A 17,136-nucleotide genomic window follows, 5' to 3' on the forward strand; every position below is an offset into this window, starting at 1 on the left:
ATCCGCGAGAGCGGAACTATTCACATGCCCGGGGAAAGCCCGGTTTCAAGGTGGGGCCCACATGCGCTGCGCCGTATTCATCGACGGGAACAACATCTTCCATTCCGCCCGCCAGCTCGGCTACGACGTGGACTACAGCAGGCTCCTCGCACTGCTGGTGGGCCGCGACCGGGAACTCCTGCGGGCCTTCTTCTACACGGGCGTGGACGAGACGGCCGACCGTCAGCGGGGCTTCCTGCACTGGATGCGCCGCAACGGCTTCCGGGTGGTCCAGAAACCGGTCAAGCAGGAACGGGACGGCACGCGCCGCGCGCGCCTGGAGGTGGAAATCACCACCGACATGATGAACTACGCCGACAAGGTGGACCTCATCATCCTGGTGAGCGGCGACGAGGACTTCGCCTACCCCCTCCAGACCCTCGCCCAGAACGGCGTCCGGGTGGAGGTGGCCGGGTTCCGCTCGGCCATGGCCAACAAGGTCATGGACGCGGCCGACCGCTACATCGAGCTGGATCAGCTGGCCGAGCGTTTCCGCAAGGAGGGCGGCCTGGACGACGAGGCCGACGAATACCGGGAAAAACTCTGATGCGGGCCCTCCTCCTCTCCGGACTCACCCTTTGCCTGGCCGCCGAACCGCCGGCGGTCGCCCGCATGCGCCAGGACCTGACGGTGCTGGCCTCCCCCGCCCTGGCGGGACGGGGCAACGGGGATCCGGGGCTGGAGCGGGCCGTGGCCTACGTGGCCCGGGCCTACCGGAAGCTGGGCCTCAGGCCGAAGGTCCAGCGCTACGCGTGGATCGCCCGCGTGAAGCGCACCGAGGCCGCCGCGGTGCTGGGCGGCCGGCCCCTCACCTGGGGCCGCGACGTGGAGGCCCTCGGCTACAGCGCCGGCGCGGACCTGAAGGCCCTGCCCCTGCGCTTCGTGGGCTGCGGCCTCCGGGCCGGCGCCTACGACGACCTGGGGGATCTCAAGGGCCGGGCCGCCGTCATCTTCCGGCGCCTGCCCGAAGCCGCCGCCTTCGCCCAGGTGAAGCGGGCGGAGACGGCCCTGCTCTCCCGCATCCGCGCCTGCGAGGCCGCCGGAGCCGCCGCCATCCTGCTGGTGGAGGAGGGCGACGCCCCCCGGACCCTGGGCCGGGAGGAGGGGCCCACCGAGCTGCACCTTCCCATCCTGAGCCTCCCCGCCCGGACCCTCGCGCCTTGGCTCGACCTGCCCGCCCTCCGGGCCCGCCTCGTGGAGACGGGCCTGCCCCAGACCTCCGAGCCCGGCGCCACCCTGGACCTGAAGCTCGCCCTCGCCCGCGAGGAGGTGCAGCTGCCCAACCTGGCCGTGCTGCTGCCGGGCCGGAACCCGAAGCTCCGGGACCAGATCATCGCCGTGGGGGCCCACCTGGACCACCTGGGCCACGGGGAACGCCATTCCGCCGCCGGGGAGGCGGGCCGGGGCCAGATCCACCCGGGCGCCGACGACAACGGCTCGGGCAGCGTGATGACCCTGGAACTGGCCCGCCGGTTCAAGCGCCAACGTCCCGCCCGCCCCATCCTCTTCCTCCACTTCAGCGGCGAGGAGGAGGGCCTGCTGGGTTCGGCGGCCTGGACCCGGAACCCCACCGTGCCCCTGGCGCAGATCAAGTTCATGGTGAACCTGGACATGGTCGGACGCCTCGACAAGGCCAGGCCCACCCTCCTCATGGGCGGGCTCGGCGCCCCCAAGGCCGCCCTGGAGCGGGCGCGGACCTTCGCCCCCGAGGGCCTGGCCCTGGGCACCGACGTGGGGGCCGCCGTGGGCGGATCCGACCACATGTCCTTCTCGGCCAGCAAGATCCCGACGTTCTTCTTCTTTTCCGGCCTCCACCAGGACTACCACAAGCCCACCGACACCGCCGACCGCATCGACTACGACGGCATGGCCCGGGTGGAGGCCATGGTGGCCCGGGTGGTGCAGGATCTGGCGGATTCGGCCGAGGTGCCCGCCTTCGACCCGGAGACCGCCAAGGTCCAGTCCGCCCGGGACGCCTCCCCCATGGGGGTCTCCCTGGGCATCCTCCCGGATTTCACGGAAAACAAGGCCGGGTTCCGCATCACGGACACCTCCCGCGGCTCCGCGGCCGAGGCCGCGGGCCTCAAGGGCGGCGACATCATCATCCGCATCGGGGACGCCCCGGTGAAGGGCATCTACGACTACATGGCCGCCCTCACCGGCCGCAAGCCGGGGGACAAAGTGCTGATCCGCTGGCTCCGCGATGGGGTGGAGATGCAGGCCGAAGCCACCTTGAAGGGGCGCTGATGGAGCTGCCCGCGGCCGACGGCCTGCCCACGCGGATCTTCGTCGAGGAGGCCCCCCACGCGGGGCTCCTGCCCGAGGGCCGGTGGGTCCTCCTGGGGGACGCGGCCGTCCGGGACACCTGGCGGTCCGCGGGTCTGCCCGAACCGCCGGGCTCCCGGTGGGTGCCCGTCTCGGAGGCCACCAAGCGCCTGGAGGTCCTGGTGCCCTGGCTGGAGGGCTGGGCGGAGGCCGGCCTGGACCGCGCCGCCACCGTCGTGGCCGTGGGGGGCGGCGTGCTCACCGACATGGCCGGGTTGGCCGCCGCGCTGTACATGCGGGGCATCCCCTGGCACGCCTGGCCCACCACCCTCCTGAGCCAGGTGGATGCGGGGCTGGGCGGCAAGACCGCCGTGGACCTGGCGGCCGGCAAGAACCTGGCCGGGGCCTTCCACCATCCGGCCCGCTTCGTGGCCTGCCGGTCCTTCCTGGCCACCCTGCCCCCGCGCCAGCTGGATTCGGGCCGGTGGGAGCTGGTGAAGATGGCCCTCATGGCCGGCGACGCCGCCTGGGCCCGCGCGCTCCTGGCGCCGGGCATGCCCGGCGCCGACAGCCTCGCCCGGGCCCTGCGGACCAAGGCCGAAATCGTCGGCCGGGATCCCCGGGAGGCCGGGGAGCGGCGCCTCCTCAACCTGGGGCACACCCTGGGCCACGCCCTGGAGGCGGCCTCCGCCTTCCGCCTCCTGCACGGCGAGGCGGTGGGGCTTGGCTGCTTGGCTGCATGTTTCCTCGCCGAAGCCGAGGGGCTGCCCCCCTTCCCCGGGGACCTGCTGGCCGCCATGGCCGCGCGCCTCGCCCCCCTCCGCCCCGACCTCCCCGCCTGGGAGGCCTGCCTTCCCCTGCTGCGCCGGGACAAAAAAGCCGTGGGCGCCGATGGCCCGGGGGAATCGCGGATACACTGCATTCTGCCCCGTCCCCACGCGCTGGCGGACCAGAGGCCGCTCCCCCCGCAGGTCTGGCGACGTCCCCACGAACGAATGGCCCGCCTGCTCCAGTCCTCCGAGATGCCCACGTGATCCGCAAGCTCCTTCCCGCCCTGGCCCTCCTCATCGTCCTGGGGGCGGGAACGCCCGGCGCCGCCCAGGAGGACCCCCGCGCCCTCATGCTCCAGGCCCGGGCCCTGCAGCTCCGCACCGGCGGGGACGACCCCAAGGGCGCCGCGGCCCTCTACCGCCGGGTGACCGCCCTCGTCCCCACCAGTAGCCAGGCCCAGCTCCGGCTCTCGGAGGCGATCCTCGAGACCGGGGACCTGGCCGGCGCCGTGGACCCCGCGGTGCGGGCCACCCAGCTCGACCCCCGCAGCGGCGAGGCCTGGGCCCACCTGGCCATCCTGCGCTACCGCCTCTGGCAGGGGGGGTCGAAGCCCCAGGCCCTGGCCCAGGCCCGGGAGGCCCTCAACCGCGCCGCCCAGCTCCTCCCCGGGGATCCCGAGATCTGGACCCGCCTCGCCGAGGTGCAGGAGGCGGCCAAGGACGACGCGGGGGCCCTCCGCTCCTGGCTGAACGTGGGCCGCCTCCACCCCTACGTGTCCATCGGCGGCAAGCTGCTCTACGAGTACGCCTTCGAGCGCGCCCTGGACCTGGCCCAGAAGGGCCAGAACTACGAGGGGCGGCGGGAGGCGGTCCTGGGCCTCTGCTCCCGCCAGGGCACGGACCCCAAGTACCTCCGGCTCCTGGAGGACCTGGCCCGGGACCAGGTGGACAAGGGCTTCCTGGGCCACGGGGAGGAGAGCTTCACCCGGCTGGCCCAGTTCCTGCCCAAGGATTCCATCGTCTGGGAGAACATCGCCCTCATCCAGATGCGCACCGCCCGCTTCGACGCCGCCCTGGCCTCCCTCGGCCGGGCCGAGGTCCTCCGGCCCACCCCCCGCACCTCCGCCAATTCCGCCTACTGCCTGATGAAGCTGGGCCGGTTCACCGAGGCCGAGGCCCGGTGGAAGGCCCTGCTCCCCGAGACCGGGCGCCTGGCCGCGGAGGACGCGACCCTCGCGGCCTCCATCAAGGTCCTCTACGCCTCCTGCCTCCTCCTGGAGGGCCGCCCCGCGGACCTGCTGGCCCTGACCCGGGACTGGCCCGAGGCCGGCGGGGATGGCGAGATCCTCGCCCTGCGCGCCCAGGCCCTGATCCAGACCGGCGACTGGAAGCACGCCCGCGTCCTCCTCCGGGACGGCATGAAGCGCTTCCCCCGCCAGATGGTCTTCCGGCGGGCCTCGGCCATCCCCGCCGACCGCTTCGACGAGGGCTTCTTCTCCCACGCCCGCTCCCGCAGCGCCCTTTCCCAGCTGGACCTGGAGGCCATGGCGGTCATGTGGTCCGAGTTCAACGTCTGGGACCGGTGCCTGGAGGCGGCGCGCAAGGCCCGCGCCGCCGCGCCCCTCACGGGGGGCGTGGACCTGCTCCTGCTGGAGGCCAACGCCCTGGAGAGCCTCGCCCGGCCCGCCCAGGCCCTGGACGTGCTCCGGGAGGCCCAGCGCCTCGACCCGGGCAACGCCACCCTCCAGAACAACCTGGGCTACCTCATCCTGGAGCGGGGCGGCGACCTCGAGGAGGCCTCCCGCCTCATCCAGGCCGCCCTGGCCAAGGACCCCGAGAACAGTTCCACCCTGGACAGCTGGGGCTGGGCCCTCTACAAGCAGGGCCGCTTCCCCGAGGCCGAGGCCGCCCTGCGCAAGGCCGCCGCCAAGAGCCCCTACAGCCCCGAGGTCCACCGCCACCTGGGCGAGGCCCTCCTCAAGCTGGACCGCCCCCAGGAGGCCCTGGACGAGTGGGAGCGGGCCCTCGCCTTCGCCTTCCCCGACCGCAAGGTCGTGGAGAAGCAGGTCCAGGACCTGAAGGCCCGGCTCGCCAAGGACCGCCGCGGCGCGGTCCAGGCCGACGCCCCGGACCCGGAGGCCGAGGAGTACGCCGACGACGACGCGGACCCCGGCGTGGAGGCCCCATGAGGGCCCTCCTCCTCCTGCCCGCGGCCGCCCTGCTCTCGGCCCAGGCGCCCCCTCCCGTCGTGCGCGCCCAGTACGACTGGGGCTACGCGAGCCCGGACGGCTCCGGCAAGGGCACCCTGACCGTCCTCGTGGACCCCGGCACGGGCCGCACCCTCCTCGAGCTCATGGGCCTGGGCGAGCGCCTGGCCTTCCTGGAGGGCGACGCCAAGAACGGCTACCACCTGATCATCCCCCGCCAGGAGGTCGACCAGCGCGCCCTCACCCTGGGCGGCCTCGCCCTGCCCTTCCTGCCCAAGCTGGGCAGCCCGACCGCCCTCCACCGCCTCCTGACCGAGGGCGAGGGCCCCGGCGTCAAGGTGACCCGCCGGGACCGGCAGGGCCCCGTCAAGCTCACCTACGCGGGCAAGGGCGACAACGGCAAGGAGCTGACCGTCTGGCTCACCCGCACCCGCTTCCAGACGGAGCCCGCCCCCGCCGCGCCCTGAGGCCCGGACCGCCGGCCGGGGTGGGGCCTACCAGATCTTGACCCGGTCCTTGGGCGCCAGGTAGAGCTTCTGGCCGGGCTTCACGTCGAAGGCCTTGTACCAGGCGTCCAGGTTGCGGACGGTGTCGGCCCGGCAGGCCTCCGGGGCGTGGCCGTCGGTGAGGATCTGGCGGCGGAGGGCGGGCTCCCGGCGCTTCTCGCGCCAGGACTGGCCGTAGCTCAGGAAGAACTGCTGGTCCCCGGTGAACCCCTGCGCCTGGGGCGCGGGCCGGCCCCGCAGGGCCATGCGGTAGGCGTCGTAGGCCGCGGCCAGGCCCGCCACGTCGGCGATGTTCTCGCTGAGGGTCTGCTTGCCGTTCACGGCCAAGTCCGGGAAGGGGCGGTACTGGCTGAACTGGTCGGCGAGCCGGGCCCCGGCGGCCTTGAAATGCTCGAAGTCAGAGGGGGTCCACCAGTTGCGCAGCCGGCCCTGGTGGTCGAAGAGGGCGCCCTGGTCGTCGAAGCTGTGGCTCACCTCGTGGCCGATGGTGGCGCCGGTGGCGCCGTAGCCCATGGCGGCGGTGTGCCGGGGATCGAAGTAGGGGGGCTGCAGGATGGCGGCCGGGAAGTTCATGGCATTCATGGCCGGGAGGTTGACGGCGTTCACGGTCTGGGGGGTCATCACCCACTCGCCCCGGTCCACGGGCCGGCCGAGCTTGGCCAGGTTCCGCTGGTACTCGAAGCGGGAGGCGCGCTCGGCGTTGCCGAAGGCGTCGCCGGGCTTCACCTCGAGCCCCGCGTAGCTCCGCCACCGGTCCGGGTAGCCCACGCCGACCTTGAGGGCCTTGAGCTTGCGCTTGGCCTCGGCCTTGGTGGAGGGGCTCATCCAGTCCAGGGCGTCGATGCGACGGCTGAAGGCGGCGAGGATGTTCCGGACCATGGCCTCGGCCCGGCGCTTTTCCGCGGCCGGGAAGTACTTGGCCGCGTACAGCTTGCCCAGGGCCTCGCCCAGGGCCTCGCTGGCGGCGTCCACGCCGCGCTTCCACCGGGCCGGCATCTCGGGGGTGCCCGCCAGGACCCGGCCGTGGAAGGCGAAGGCCTCCTCGGCGAAGGCCTTGGGCAGCACGCCCGCGGCGTCGTCCAGGGCGTGGAAGGTGAGCCAGGCCTTCCAGTCCTCCAGGGGCGCGGAGGCGACGAGGGCGGAGAGGCCCTTCAGGGCCCCGGGCTGCCACACGACGAAGGTCTCCTGCTTCGCCAGGCCGGCGATGCGGAAGAAGGCGCCCCAGTCCATGCCGGGGGCCCGGGCCTCGATCTCCTTGCGGGTCCAGTGGTTGTTGCCCTTGAGGACATCCTCGGTCTCCGTGTGGGAGGCGTGGACCTGGGCCATGCGGGTCTCGAGGGCCAGGACCCGCGCGGCGGTCCCCGCCGGATCGGGAACGCGGGCGAGGGCCAGCATGGCCTCCATGTGGGCCAGGCACTTGGCGCGCACGGCCTTCATGGCCTCCGAGCCGTCCAGGTAGTAGTCCCGGCTCGGCATGGTGAGGCCGCCCTGGAGGAGGAAGGGGCTGTAGGCGGAGGGGTTGTCCAGGTCCTGGGCCACCCACAGGCCGAAGAGGTGCGGGGTGTCGTACCGGGTCGCGTTGAGGACGTCCACGTCCGCTCGCAGGGTGCTGCCCAGGAGCCCGCTCAGGGCCTTGACGTCGCCCGCCGCGGCCACCTGGTCGAGGAAGGGCTTGAGGGGGGCCAGGCCCCGGGCCTCGATGGCCGCCTCGTCCATGAAGGCCGTGAAGTAGTCGCCCACCTTGCGGGCCTCGGTGCCGGGGGCCGCCTTGACGGCGGCCTCGACGAGGCCGCGGTTCCGCTTCAGGGTCAGCTCCACGAGCATGGCGCCGGTGCCGTAGCCGGCCATGTCCGCCGGGATGGGCGTGGACGCGATCCAGCCGCCGTTGGCGAACCCGAAGAAGTCGTCGCCCGGGGCGGTGGCGCGGGACATGCCGGCGAGGTCGAGCCCGGCGGGGGCGGCGGCGAGGAGGGGCGTGGCCACGAGGGCGGCCAGGGGCAGGAGGGCGGTTCGCATGGGGGCTCCGGGGGTCCGGCGGGGATCAGAGGGTGTCGAGGCCTTCCTGGCCGATGACGGGGGTCCAGGGCAGCAGCTCGTACTGGGCCGCGCCCGCCTTCACGAAGGGGTCGCCGTCCCGGATGGCGTCCAGGGCCCCCTGGGGGTCCGCGTCCGGCACCCGGAGGAGGAGGGCGCCGCCGTTGCGGGGGTCCAGGGGGCCCGAGGCCAGGAGCAGCCCCTGCGCCTTCAGGCCGCGCAGGTAGGCCCGATGGGGGTCCAGGAGGGCGTCGATGACCTCGATGGGCTTGCGGTAGCGGACGATGGCGAGCGCGTACATGGATCAGTCCTTGACGATGCGGGTCCCGACGGTGGCGTAGTCCTCCTTCTCCAGGGCGTCGGGGCTGGTGATGAGGACCTCGGAGCCCCCGGCCTGAAGGAAGGCCAGGGCGGATTCGATCTTAGGCCCCATGGAGCCCGGGGGGAACTGCCCTTCGGCCAGGTGGCGGGCCGCCTCTGAGGCGGTGAGCCGATCGACCCAGCGCTGGGTGGGCTTCCCGAAGTCCAGGGCCACCTTGGGCACGCCCGTGAGGATCACGTAGGTGTCGGCGCCCAGCTTCTCGGCGAGGAGGCTGCTGAGGCGGTCCTTGTCGATGACGGCCTCGACGCCCACCAGCAGGCCGGAGGCGTCGCGGATCACCGGGATGCCGCCCCCGCCGCCGGCGATGACGCAGTGGCCGGCCCCCAGGAGGAGCTTGATGGCCTCGAGCTGGACGATCTCCAGCGGCTTCGGGCTGGGCACGACCTTCCGCCAGCCCCGGCCCGAATCCTCCTTCATGTGCCAGCGCTTCTGGGCCTGGAGCTCCAGGGCGCGGTGCTCGCGGTAGAAGGGGCCCACGGGCTTGGTGGGGTTCTGGAAGCCGGGGTCGTCCTTGTCCACCACCACCTCGGTCAGGACGGTGGTGACCGGCACCTCCTGCCCCAGGAAGGCCAGGCGGTTGATGAGGGTGCGCTCGATCATGTAGCCCATGGAACCCTGGGTCATGGCGTCGCAGATATCCAGCGTGTAGGGCGGGATGCGGTTCGCCGCCTCCTCCTGCTGGATGAGGATGTTCCCCACCTGGGGCCCGTTCCCGTGGACGATGCAGAGGCTGTAGCCCGCCCGGATGACGTTGCCGAACATCTCGGCGGTCTGCCGGGCGCTGTCCAGCTGCTCCTCCTGGAGGCCCCGGTGTTTTTCCTGGAGGAGGGCGTTGCCGCCGATGGCGATGAGCGCGATTTTTCCGGCCATGGTTATCCCAATGAAAAAAACAAGTCTACGAGGCATACCACAGGGCGCAAGGACGGAAGGCACAATCCATCCGGCCCCGTGGCATCATGGAGGCTATTCCACGGAGCGGGTCATGGACGGCTACCAGGGCTATCAGGCGCCTGAGGCGGCGCTGGAGGATGTCGCGGGCGCCGGCCTGGAGCTGGCGGACCGGGGCGCCCGGCTCGCGGCGTCCATCCTGGACGGCATCTTCCTGGGCATCCCCTTCGGCCTGGGCGGGGTCACGGCGGCCATCGCCTTCGCGGGCAACGGCCGCCCCGGCACCGCCTCCCTGGTGATCCTCGGCCTGGCGGGACTCGCGGCCCTGGCGATGACGGCCCTCAACGCCGTCTGGATCCACCAGCGGGGCCAGACCGCCGGCAAGCGCATCACGGGCATCAAGGTCCTGCGCGCCAACGGGGAGCGGGTCACCCTGCTCCGGGTGTTCTTCCTGCGGTACCTCCCCCTCACCCTGTGCACCCTGATCCCCTGGATCGGGAACCTGGTCGCGCTCGTGGATTCGCTGCTCGTGTTCCGGGAGAGCCGCCAGTGCCTCCACGACCAGATCGCCGACACCATCGTCGTGAGGGCCTGAGGCGCCCATGATCGACACCCAGGTGCGGGTCGAGACCCCCGAGGGCGTGGAGCTGACGCTCAGCCCCGCGGGACCCGTGCCCCGCTGCCTGGCGTGGCTCCTGGACGCCCTGATCCGGTGGGTCGTCTACGCCACCCTCAGCCCCGGCTTCGCCTTCCTGGGCAAGACGGGCCTCGGCCTGTTGTTCCTCGCCCTCTTCCTCCTGGAGTGGGGCTACCCGGTGGCCTTCGAGGTGCTCAACGGCGGGCGCACCCCGGGCAAGGCCGCCCTGGGGCTGCGCGTGGTGCGGGAGGACGGCGCCCCCGTGGCCTGGACCCAGTCCATGGTCCGCAGCATCGTGGCCGTGGTGGACTTCCTCCCCTTCGCCTACGGCACGGGCCTCGTCGCCATGTTCGCGTCCCGGCGCTTCCAGCGCCTGGGGGACCTGGCCGCGGGCACCTACGTGGTGCACGCGGAACCGGCGCCGGTCCGGGCCCTGCCCCCGCCGGCGGAGGGGGAGGCCCTCCTGGAGCCGCGCCTGCCCCTGACCCTGGAGGAGCAGCGGGCCGTCATGGACTTCGCCGAACGGGTCCCGGCGCTCACCCCGGCCCGGGCCCAGGAGCTGGCGGACCTGCTGGAGCCGCTCACGGGCGCCCGGGGCGGGGAGGGCGTGGCCCGCACCCTGGCCCTGGCCCGGGTCCTGCGGGGAGGCGCCCCGTGAAGCAGGAAGCCTTCGAGCGGCAGCATGGGGAGGCCTGGGCCCGGTTCGAGGCCCTCTGCGGGGGCGCCTCGGGGGATCTGCCCACGGCCTACCGGCGGGTCTGCCTCCACCTGGCCCTGGCCCGCCAGCGCGGCTACACGGAACGGCTGGTCCTCCACCTCAACGGGCTGGTCCGCCAGGGCCACCAGGCCCTCTACGGCCCCGCCGGCAACCCGGCCCGGTCCTGGGGCGCCTTCCTGGCGGGAGGCTTCGCCCGGGCCGTGCGCCGCCTCCGGGTCCCGGTCCTGGCCTCCGCCCTGCTCTTCGGCGTGCCCTTCGCGTCCCTGGCCCTGGGCGCGGCCCGCCGGCCCGAGGCCGCCCAGGTGATCCTGGAACCCCAGGAACTGTCCCGCATGGAGGGCATGTACGAGGGCCAGGGCGGGCGCTTCGGGCGAAGCGGCGAGGCGGACACGGACGTGGGCATGTTCGGGTTCTACGTCTGGAACAACGTCCGGGTGGGCTTCCAGGCCTTCGCCGGGGGCCTCCTGATGGGGGTGGGCGCCCTCTTCTTCCTCGTGCACAACGGCCTGCACGGAGGCGCGGCCGCCGGCTGGGTGACCCACGCCGGCCTGGGGCGGAATTTCTGGTCCTTCGTGGTCACCCACAGCGCCCTGGAACTCCCCTCCCTCATCCTCTCCGGCGCCGCGGGCCTCGCGGTGGGCTGGGCCCTGTGGGCCCCGGGCCGGCGGACCCGGGGCGAGGCCCTGCGCGCCGCGGTGGTCCAGGCCATGCCCCTGGTGATCGGGGCGGCCCTCATGGACGTGGCGGCGGCGGCCCTGGAGGCCTTCTGGTCCTCCAGCGCGGCGGTGCCCCCGGCGGTCAAGTTCACGACGGGGGGCGTCCTCTGGGCCCTCATGCTCGTCTATTTCCTCGCGGCGGGGAGGACCCGTGCCCGATGAACTCCGGGTGGCGGCCCGACCGCGGACGGCCTGGGAAGCCATCGACCTGGGCTTCGCCCTGGCCCGGGAGAACGGCCGGCAGGCGGCGGCGGCCTTCCTCTCGGCGGCCCTGCCCCTGGCCCTCGGCCTCGGCTGGGTCTTCCGCGGCCATCCCGGCTGGGCTCCGCTCCTCTTCTGGTGGCTGCTGCCGCTCCTGGACCGCCCCCTCCTCCACGTGCTGGCCAAGGCGGCCTTCGGGGCGCCGCCGGGCCTGCGGGACACCTGGCGCCAGCTGCGGCCGGGCCTGCGCCGGGGCCTGGCGGCGCAGCTGCTCTGGCGGCGCCTTGACCCCGCCCGGTGCCTCACCCTGCCGGTGTGGCAGCTGGAAGCCCCGGGGGGCCGCGCCTTCCGGGCCCGCCAGAAGGTGCTCCAGAAGCGGGTGCGTTCCCAGGCCGTCCTCCTGGCGGTCACCTGCAGCCTGCTCACGGCGGCGGGGTGGATGGCCCTGGTCGCCCTGGCCGGCTACCTGTGGCCCGAGGGCGGGACCAACATCCTGGAGCGGGTCTTCGCGTCCGGGGACGCCCGCGTGGCGTGGGTGGACCAGGCCCTCGTCTACCTGCCCATGCTGGTCATGATCCTCATCGAGCCCTTCCATGTGGCCGGGGGCTTCGGCCTGTACCTGAACCGCCGGGTCCAGCTGGAGGGGTGGGACCTGGAACTGGCCTTCCGCCGGCTGGGGGCCCGGGCCGCCCAGCGGGCCCTGGGCCTCCTCCTCCTGCTCCTGCTCGTCCCCGCCCTCTGGGCCGCCGACCCGCCGCCCCCGCGGGAGGCCATCCGGGAGGTCCTGGCCCACCCCGATTTCGCCACCCGGCGGGACACCTGGGTCCTGGAGCGCCGGCGCCCCGCGGGTCCGGGTCTCCAGGTGGCCCCGCCCCCCCCCTGGATGCGCCGGCTGCCGAATCTGGGCGGCCTCGCCCTCAAGGCGGCCCTGCCCCTGCTCCTCCTCGCCGGACTGGCCTACCTCCTCTGGCGACGGGGCCCCACGTTGCTGGCGAGCCTGGACGAGGCCGGCCGCCCCGCCCCGCCCCAGCGGCTCTTCGGGCTGGACCTGCGGCCCGAAGCCCTGCCCGCCGATCCCGGGGCGGCCGCCGACCGGCTCTGGGGGGCCGGGGACGTGCGGGGCGCTCTGTCCCTGTTGTACCGCGCCGCCCTGTCGCACCTGGTCCAGCGCCGGGGCGTCGCCCTCGGCCCCGGGGCCACCGAAGGCGAATGCCTGGCCCGGGCCCGGGACGCGCTGGCCCCGGAGGGCTTCGCGACCTTCGCCCACCTGACGGCCGCCTGGGGGGCCCTGGCCTACGGGGGCCGCCTCCCCGACGAGGGGGACCGGCGCCTGTGCGGCCTCTGGACCGAGCACTTCGGCGGGGGGCGTCCGTGAGGGGCCTCCGCCTCGCCCTCGCCCTCGCGGCCCTGGCCCTCCTCACGGCCCTGGGCGGATGGCTGGCCACCACGTACCGGTGGGTCAAGGTCCCCACCTGGCAGGGCTACCGCGGCCAGGCGGCCACCAACCCCTTCCTGGCCCTCCAGCGGTTCAGCGTGCGCATGGGGCACCCGGCCACCTGCCTCCACGGCCTGCCGGACCTGGCCCGCCTGCCCGTGCAGGACACCCTCGTCCTCCCCCGGCGCCGCGTGGCGCCCGACGAGGCCCAGGCCCGGGCCGTCGCCGCCTGGGTGGACCGGGGCGGCACCCTGATCCTGGAGGGGCTGGAGCCCGAAACCGAAGGGGCCCCCCGGACCCGGGATCCCCTGTTCCGCCCCTTCAGCCTGCGCCTCCTGCCCGCCCGGGACCCCGATGCGACCGGGCTCCTGAAGGCCCGCATCCAGGGCACGGAGGTCACCCTCTACACCGGCCAGGGCCTGCGCCTCCGCTTCACGGGCAAGGGCGATCCCACGGGGGCCGCCACGTCGGAAGGCACCCAGGCCATCCAGATCAACCGGGGCGCGGGCGAGGTCTACGCCTTCACCCGCCTCGACTGGCTCGCCAACAGCGCCCTCGGGGAGCGGGACCACGCCGAGGCCTTCAGCCTCATGGCCCTGCGGGCGCCGGAAGCCGGCGAGGCGCCCCACCGGGTGTGGATCGTGGCCTGGGAGGGGCGCCCGGGACTCGCCGCCTGGCTGTGGCGGAACGCCCGCCCCCTCCTCCTCGCCGGCCTGGCCCTGGCCGCCCTGGTCCTGTGGGCCCGGGCGGCCCGGTTCGGGCCCATGGCCGAGGCCCAGCCCCCCGGCGGCCGCCGCTTCCTGGAGCACCTGGACGCGGCGGGCCAGTGGCATTGGCGCAGGGAGGACGGACGGCCCCTCCTCCAGGCCTGCCGCGCCGCCTTCCTCCGCCGCCTGGCCCAGGTCCACCCCGGCTGGGCCGGCCTCGATCCCGACGCCCTCTGCCAACGCCTGGCCCGCCACGCGGGCCTGGACGAGGCGAAGGTCTTCCAGGCCCTGCGCTACGACACCGCCGAGGATCCGGACAGCTTCCTGGAGGCGATCCGGACCCTCGAAACCCTGAGGAAGCAGCTATGACCGACACCCTCGACCCCCAGCTCCTCGCCTGGGCCCGGGACCTCACCGGGCGCGTCCGGAGCGAGATCCGCCACGTCTTCGTGGGCCAGGAGGCCGTCGTGGACCAGGTGCTCACCGCCCTCCTGGCGGGGGGGCACGTGCTCCTCGAGGGGAACCCCGGCCTGGGCAAGACCCTGCTGGTGCGGGCCCTGGCCCGGGCCTTCGGGGGCAGCCACGCCCGCATCCAGTTCACGCCCGACCTGATGCCCTCGGACGTGATGGGCCACGCCATCTACGACCCCAAGTCCGAGAGCTTCCGCATCCGGAAGGGCCCGGTGTTCACCCACCTCCTCCTCGCCGACGAGGTCAACCGCGCCCCCGCCAAGACCCAGTCGGCCCTGCTGGAGGTGATGCAGGAGCGGCAGGTGACCATTGAGGGCCGGGCCTTCGAGGTGGCCGCCCCCTTCATGGTGCTGGCCACCCAGAACCCCCTGGAGCAGGAGGGCACCTACCCCCTCCCGGAGGCCCAGCTGGACCGCTTCCTCCTGAAAATCACCCTCGACTTCCCCTCCGAGGCCGAGGAGCGCGCCCTGGTGCGCCTCGTCACCGCCGGCCAGGTGGGGGACGCCCTCCAGGTGGACGGCGTGGCCGAGGTGGGCACGCCCGCGGACGTGGTGGCCCTCCAGGCCGCCGCCGCCCAGGTGCGGGTGGAGGACCCGGTGCTGGCCTACGCCGTGGCCGTGACCCGGGGCACCCGGGCCTGGATGGGCCTGTCGGTGGGCGCGAGCCCCCGGGGCGCCATCGCCCTCGTGCGGGCCGCCCGGGCCATGGCCCTGCTGGCGGGCCGCGACTACGTCACCCCCGACGACGTGAAGGCCCTGGCCCTGCCCGTGCTCCGCCACCGCGTGACCCCCAGCGCCGAGAGCGAGATCGAGGGCCTCACCGCCGATGCCCTGCTCACGGCCCTGCTGGAGCAGGTGGACGCCCCCCGGACCTGACATGAGGCCCGCCCGCCCCCTCCTCGCCCTTGCCGCCGCCTGGTTCGCGCTGGCGGGGCTGGCCGTCGTCTGGCCCGCGGTCTTCCACGCCGCCTGGGCCTGGAGCGGGGGGGGCCTGATCGCCCTGGCGGCCCTGGACGCCGGCCTGGCCTGGCGCCTCCGCGCCCCCGGCCTGGACCGCCAGGTGGCCGCCGTCCTCCCCGTGGGGACCTGGAGCGTCGTCCGCCTCCGCGCGGCGGCCACGGGACGGCGCACCCTCCGGATCTTCGACGACCTGCCCGGGTCCTTCGAGGTCCAGGGCCTGCCGGTGACCCTGGAGGTGCCGGCCCAGGGCTGGGCCGAGGTCCGGTACCGGGTCCGCCCCGGCCGCCGGGGTCCCTTCGCCTTCGGGGCGGCCCACGCCCTCCTGGCCTCCCCCCTGGGCCTCTGGTGGCGGGGCGCGCGCCTGGGCGGGCCCACGCCGGTCCGCGTCTTCCCGGACTTCTCGCCCGTCAAGGTGTACGCCGAATTGGCCCGGAGCCAGCGCCTCGCCGACATGGGCATCCACCGCCGCCGCCGCCGGGGCGAGGGCAGCGAGTTCCATCAGCTGCGGGACTACCGCGCGGGGGACAGCCTTCGCCAGCTGGACTGGAAGGCCACCGCGCGGCTGGGGCGCCTCATCAGCCGCGACTACCAGGAGGAGCGGGACCAGCAGGTGATCTGCCTGCTGGACTGCGGACGCCGCCTCCGGGCGCGGGAGGGCCGGGCCTCCCACTTCGACCACATGCTGACCGCCCTCCTCCTCCTGGCCATCGTGGCCCTGCGCGAGGGGGACGCCGTGGGCCTGCTGACCTTCGGCGGGCCCGTGCGCTTCGTGCCCCCCCGGAAGACCCCCAAGGCCCTGGATGGCCTGCTCGACGTCCTGTACGGCCTCGACGCCGGCCTGGAGCCCACCGATTTCCTGGAGGCCGCCCGCGCCCTCCTGGCCCGCGTGCGCAAGCGCAGCCTGGTCGTGCTGATCACCGACGCCCGGGACGAGGATGACGAGACCCTCCTCCCTGCCCTCCGCCTGCTGGCAGGGCGCCACCGGGTGGTGCTGGCCAGCCTGCGCGACCCCGCCCTCGACGCCGCCCTGGAGGCCGTGCCCGCCACCTTCGAAGCCGCCCTGCGCACCGGCTCCGTGCTCGCCTACCTGGAACGTCGCCGCCGCACCTTCCTGGGCCTCTCCGCCCGGGGCTGGACCAGCCTGGACGTGCCCCCCCGCCAGCTGGCCGTGGCCCTGGCCAACCGCTACCTGGCCGAGAAGCGGGGCTGAACCCGGCTTCCGCCGTGGCTCGCGCCCGGCCCGAACAGGCATCCCCGCGCCGGCGGGGGTGAAGGCGATGCCCCGGCACGGGGGACACCCCTGCCCGGCCGGGAGGAAGGGGAACCCGTCCATCCCACGGGAACCTGGCGAGAGAAATTGGCATTAACGGTTTATAACATCCAGGCCCCTCGGGCCCCTTCCGGAGCCGTACCATGTCGTTCACCTCCCCCTCCCGGGCGCTGCTCGCCGCCCTCTCCCTGGCCCTCGTCCCCCTCGCCGCCGGCGAGTCCGAAGCGCCCGTCTACGGGTTCCAGGTCGGATCCGTCCTCACCAACGGGGACCTGCGTTCCCTGGGCGCGAAATCCGGCCCGACCGCGGGCTTCCAGGCCGTCGTGGACCTGGGCGGCGGGCACGCGATCCGGCCCCGGGCCGACTGGACCCAGCTCATCCATGATTACTTCAAGTCCGGACTGGTGTTCACGGGGGTCGACCCCAGCCAGGTGCAGACCGACGGCAACTTCGCCATCCAGTCCCTGTCCGTGGGCGCCGACTACCTCTACCACCTGGATGCGGAGCGGAAGGGGCTGTACGTCTTCGCGGGGGCGGGCCTCAGCCGCCATCGCCTCAAGGGCTCCGGCGACCTCCATCTCAACGGCGACCGCGTGTGGACCTACGCGTTCCATGACGCCGTCTACCGGCCCTACGCCCAGGTCGGCGTCGGCTACCAACTCCGGGAGCACCTGTCCCTGGAGGTGCGCCACCGGATCAGCCAGACCCCGACCGCCCGGGTCGCGGCGGCGGAGACCACCCTGGGGCAGCCCTTCACGGGCACCGTCCAGCTGGGCTCCCTCCGCCTCCGCACCACGGAGGTGGGCGTTACCGTCCGCTTCTGAGCGGACGCCCCTGCCGGCCGGGCCCGACCCCGGCGCCCTTCGTCGGCCCCGCCATCGCCCCGCCCGCGCCCCCCAGGGCCGGCGGGGCGTTCTTCTGGGCCCCGGCC

16 protein-coding genes are annotated in these 17,136 nt (G+C 74.1%); 13 read left to right on the top strand and 3 right to left on the bottom strand.

All coding sequences use genetic code 11. The features are described from left to right. Positions 1 to 61: 61 nt before the first annotated feature. Genes R2J75_RS11390 through R2J75_RS11410 form a run of 5 tightly spaced genes read left to right on the top strand, consistent with a single transcriptional unit; the run spans position 62 to position 5,748 of the window. A complete protein-coding gene (locus tag R2J75_RS11390; protein ID WP_243332175.1) occupies positions 62 to 586 on the top strand; it encodes a LabA-like NYN domain-containing protein in 525 nt (174 codons plus the stop codon). After that, positions 586 to 2,286 carry a M28 family peptidase gene (locus tag R2J75_RS11395; RefSeq protein WP_316410203.1) on the top strand — a complete coding sequence of 567 codons (1,701 nt, stop codon included), beginning with the start codon at positions 586 to 588 and terminating at the stop codon, positions 2,284 to 2,286. Before R2J75_RS11390 ends, R2J75_RS11395 begins: the two co-directional genes overlap by 1 nt. Continuing rightward, positions 2,286 to 3,338, top strand: a complete 1,053-nt coding sequence (locus R2J75_RS11400; RefSeq protein WP_243332171.1) for a 3-dehydroquinate synthase — start codon at positions 2,286 to 2,288, stop codon at positions 3,336 to 3,338. The genes R2J75_RS11395 and R2J75_RS11400 overlap by 1 nt, the downstream gene beginning before the upstream one ends. Next, positions 3,335 to 5,263, top strand: coding sequence for a tetratricopeptide repeat protein (locus tag R2J75_RS11405; RefSeq protein WP_243347157.1), 1,929 nt, complete (start codon positions 3,335 to 3,337; stop codon positions 5,261 to 5,263). The genes R2J75_RS11400 and R2J75_RS11405 overlap by 4 nt, the downstream gene beginning before the upstream one ends. Beyond that, the gene (locus R2J75_RS11410; RefSeq protein WP_243332168.1) at positions 5,260 to 5,748 is read left to right on the top strand and encodes a hypothetical protein; all 489 of its coding nucleotides are present in this window, start codon (positions 5,260 to 5,262) and stop codon (positions 5,746 to 5,748) included. The genes R2J75_RS11405 and R2J75_RS11410 overlap by 4 nt, the downstream gene beginning before the upstream one ends. Positions 5,749 to 5,775: 27 nt before the next feature. Here the strand turns inward: R2J75_RS11410 and R2J75_RS11415 are convergent, their stop codons facing one another. Genes R2J75_RS11415 through arcC form a run of 3 tightly spaced genes read right to left on the bottom strand, consistent with a single transcriptional unit; the run spans position 5,776 to position 9,073 of the window. After that, positions 5,776 to 7,803 (bottom strand): M13 family metallopeptidase, encoded by a 2,028-nt coding sequence (locus R2J75_RS11415; protein WP_243347159.1) that lies wholly within the window; start codon positions 7,801 to 7,803, stop codon positions 5,776 to 5,778. A gap of 25 nt (positions 7,804 to 7,828) precedes the next feature. Then, positions 7,829 to 8,122 (bottom strand): YciI family protein, encoded by a 294-nt coding sequence (locus tag R2J75_RS11420; RefSeq protein ID WP_243332164.1) that lies wholly within the window; start codon positions 8,120 to 8,122, stop codon positions 7,829 to 7,831. A 3-nt stretch (positions 8,123 to 8,125) separates the two neighbouring features. Beyond that, the gene (gene arcC, locus R2J75_RS11425; protein ID WP_243332162.1) at positions 8,126 to 9,073 is read right to left on the bottom strand and encodes a carbamate kinase; all 948 of its coding nucleotides are present in this window, start codon (positions 9,071 to 9,073) and stop codon (positions 8,126 to 8,128) included. 112 nt (positions 9,074 to 9,185) lie between these two features. Between arcC and R2J75_RS11430 the strand changes: the two genes are divergently transcribed. The 8 genes from R2J75_RS11430 (at position 9,186) to R2J75_RS11465 (ending at position 17,029) form a co-directional block, all read left to right on the top strand. Next, a complete protein-coding gene (locus R2J75_RS11430) occupies positions 9,186 to 9,686 on the top strand; it encodes an RDD family protein (protein WP_243332160.1) in 501 nt (166 codons plus the stop codon). A 7-nt stretch (positions 9,687 to 9,693) separates the two neighbouring features. Continuing rightward, complete coding sequence (locus R2J75_RS11435) at positions 9,694 to 10,386, top strand: RDD family protein (protein ID WP_243332159.1); 693 nt, start codon at positions 9,694 to 9,696, stop codon at positions 10,384 to 10,386. After that, positions 10,383 to 11,324 (top strand): stage II sporulation protein M, encoded by a 942-nt coding sequence (locus R2J75_RS11440; protein WP_243332157.1) that lies wholly within the window; start codon positions 10,383 to 10,385, stop codon positions 11,322 to 11,324. Before R2J75_RS11435 ends, R2J75_RS11440 begins: the two co-directional genes overlap by 4 nt. After that, positions 11,314 to 12,738, top strand: a complete 1,425-nt coding sequence (locus tag R2J75_RS11445) for a DUF4129 domain-containing protein (protein ID WP_316410215.1) — start codon at positions 11,314 to 11,316, stop codon at positions 12,736 to 12,738. The genes R2J75_RS11440 and R2J75_RS11445 overlap by 11 nt, the downstream gene beginning before the upstream one ends. Next, positions 12,735 to 13,874: a DUF4350 domain-containing protein gene (locus tag R2J75_RS11450; RefSeq protein ID WP_243332260.1), complete on the top strand. Its 1,140-nt coding sequence runs from the start codon at positions 12,735 to 12,737 to the stop codon at positions 13,872 to 13,874. The genes R2J75_RS11445 and R2J75_RS11450 overlap by 4 nt, the downstream gene beginning before the upstream one ends. Continuing rightward, a complete protein-coding gene (locus tag R2J75_RS11455) occupies positions 13,871 to 14,851 on the top strand; it encodes an AAA family ATPase (protein ID WP_243332155.1) in 981 nt (326 codons plus the stop codon). Before R2J75_RS11450 ends, R2J75_RS11455 begins: the two co-directional genes overlap by 4 nt. Position 14,852: 1 nt before the next feature. Then, complete coding sequence (locus R2J75_RS11460) at positions 14,853 to 16,145, top strand: DUF58 domain-containing protein (protein ID WP_279342177.1); 1,293 nt, start codon at positions 14,853 to 14,855, stop codon at positions 16,143 to 16,145. Between the two features lie 203 nt (positions 16,146 to 16,348). Beyond that, positions 16,349 to 17,029 carry an outer membrane beta-barrel protein gene (locus R2J75_RS11465; protein WP_316410216.1) on the top strand — a complete coding sequence of 227 codons (681 nt, stop codon included), beginning with the start codon at positions 16,349 to 16,351 and terminating at the stop codon, positions 17,027 to 17,029. The last annotated feature ends 107 nt before the right edge of the window (positions 17,030 to 17,136 follow it).

It is taken from the genome of Mesoterricola sediminis (genome assembly GCF_030295425.1).
In the GTDB taxonomy this organism is placed as follows: Bacteria; Acidobacteriota; Holophagae; order Holophagales; family Holophagaceae; genus Mesoterricola; species Mesoterricola sediminis.

Excerpts from the sequence above, each read along its gene's own strand:
- R2J75_RS11415 (WP_243347159.1), bottom strand. The coding sequence starts at position 7,803 with ATGCGAACCGCCCTCCTGCCCCTGGCCGCCCTCGTGGCCACGCCCCTC.
- R2J75_RS11390 (WP_243332175.1), top strand. The coding sequence starts at position 62 with ATGCGCTGCGCCGTATTCATCGACGGGAACAACATCTTCCATTCCGCC.
- R2J75_RS11420 (WP_243332164.1), bottom strand. The coding sequence starts at position 8,122 with ATGTACGCGCTCGCCATCGTCCGCTACCGCAAGCCCATCGAGGTCATC.
- arcC (WP_243332162.1), bottom strand. The coding sequence starts at position 9,073 with ATGGCCGGAAAAATCGCGCTCATCGCCATCGGCGGCAACGCCCTCCTC.
- R2J75_RS11435 (WP_243332159.1), top strand. The coding sequence starts at position 9,694 with ATGATCGACACCCAGGTGCGGGTCGAGACCCCCGAGGGCGTGGAGCTG.
- R2J75_RS11410 (WP_243332168.1), top strand. The coding sequence starts at position 5,260 with ATGAGGGCCCTCCTCCTCCTGCCCGCGGCCGCCCTGCTCTCGGCCCAG.
- R2J75_RS11465 (WP_316410216.1), top strand. The coding sequence starts at position 16,349 with ATGTCGTTCACCTCCCCCTCCCGGGCGCTGCTCGCCGCCCTCTCCCTG.
- R2J75_RS11460 (WP_279342177.1), top strand. The coding sequence starts at position 14,853 with ATGAGGCCCGCCCGCCCCCTCCTCGCCCTTGCCGCCGCCTGGTTCGCG.
- R2J75_RS11430 (WP_243332160.1), top strand. The coding sequence starts at position 9,186 with ATGGACGGCTACCAGGGCTATCAGGCGCCTGAGGCGGCGCTGGAGGAT.
- R2J75_RS11395 (WP_316410203.1), top strand. The coding sequence starts at position 586 with ATGCGGGCCCTCCTCCTCTCCGGACTCACCCTTTGCCTGGCCGCCGAA.
- R2J75_RS11400 (WP_243332171.1), top strand. The coding sequence starts at position 2,286 with ATGGAGCTGCCCGCGGCCGACGGCCTGCCCACGCGGATCTTCGTCGAG.
- R2J75_RS11455 (WP_243332155.1), top strand. The coding sequence starts at position 13,871 with ATGACCGACACCCTCGACCCCCAGCTCCTCGCCTGGGCCCGGGACCTC.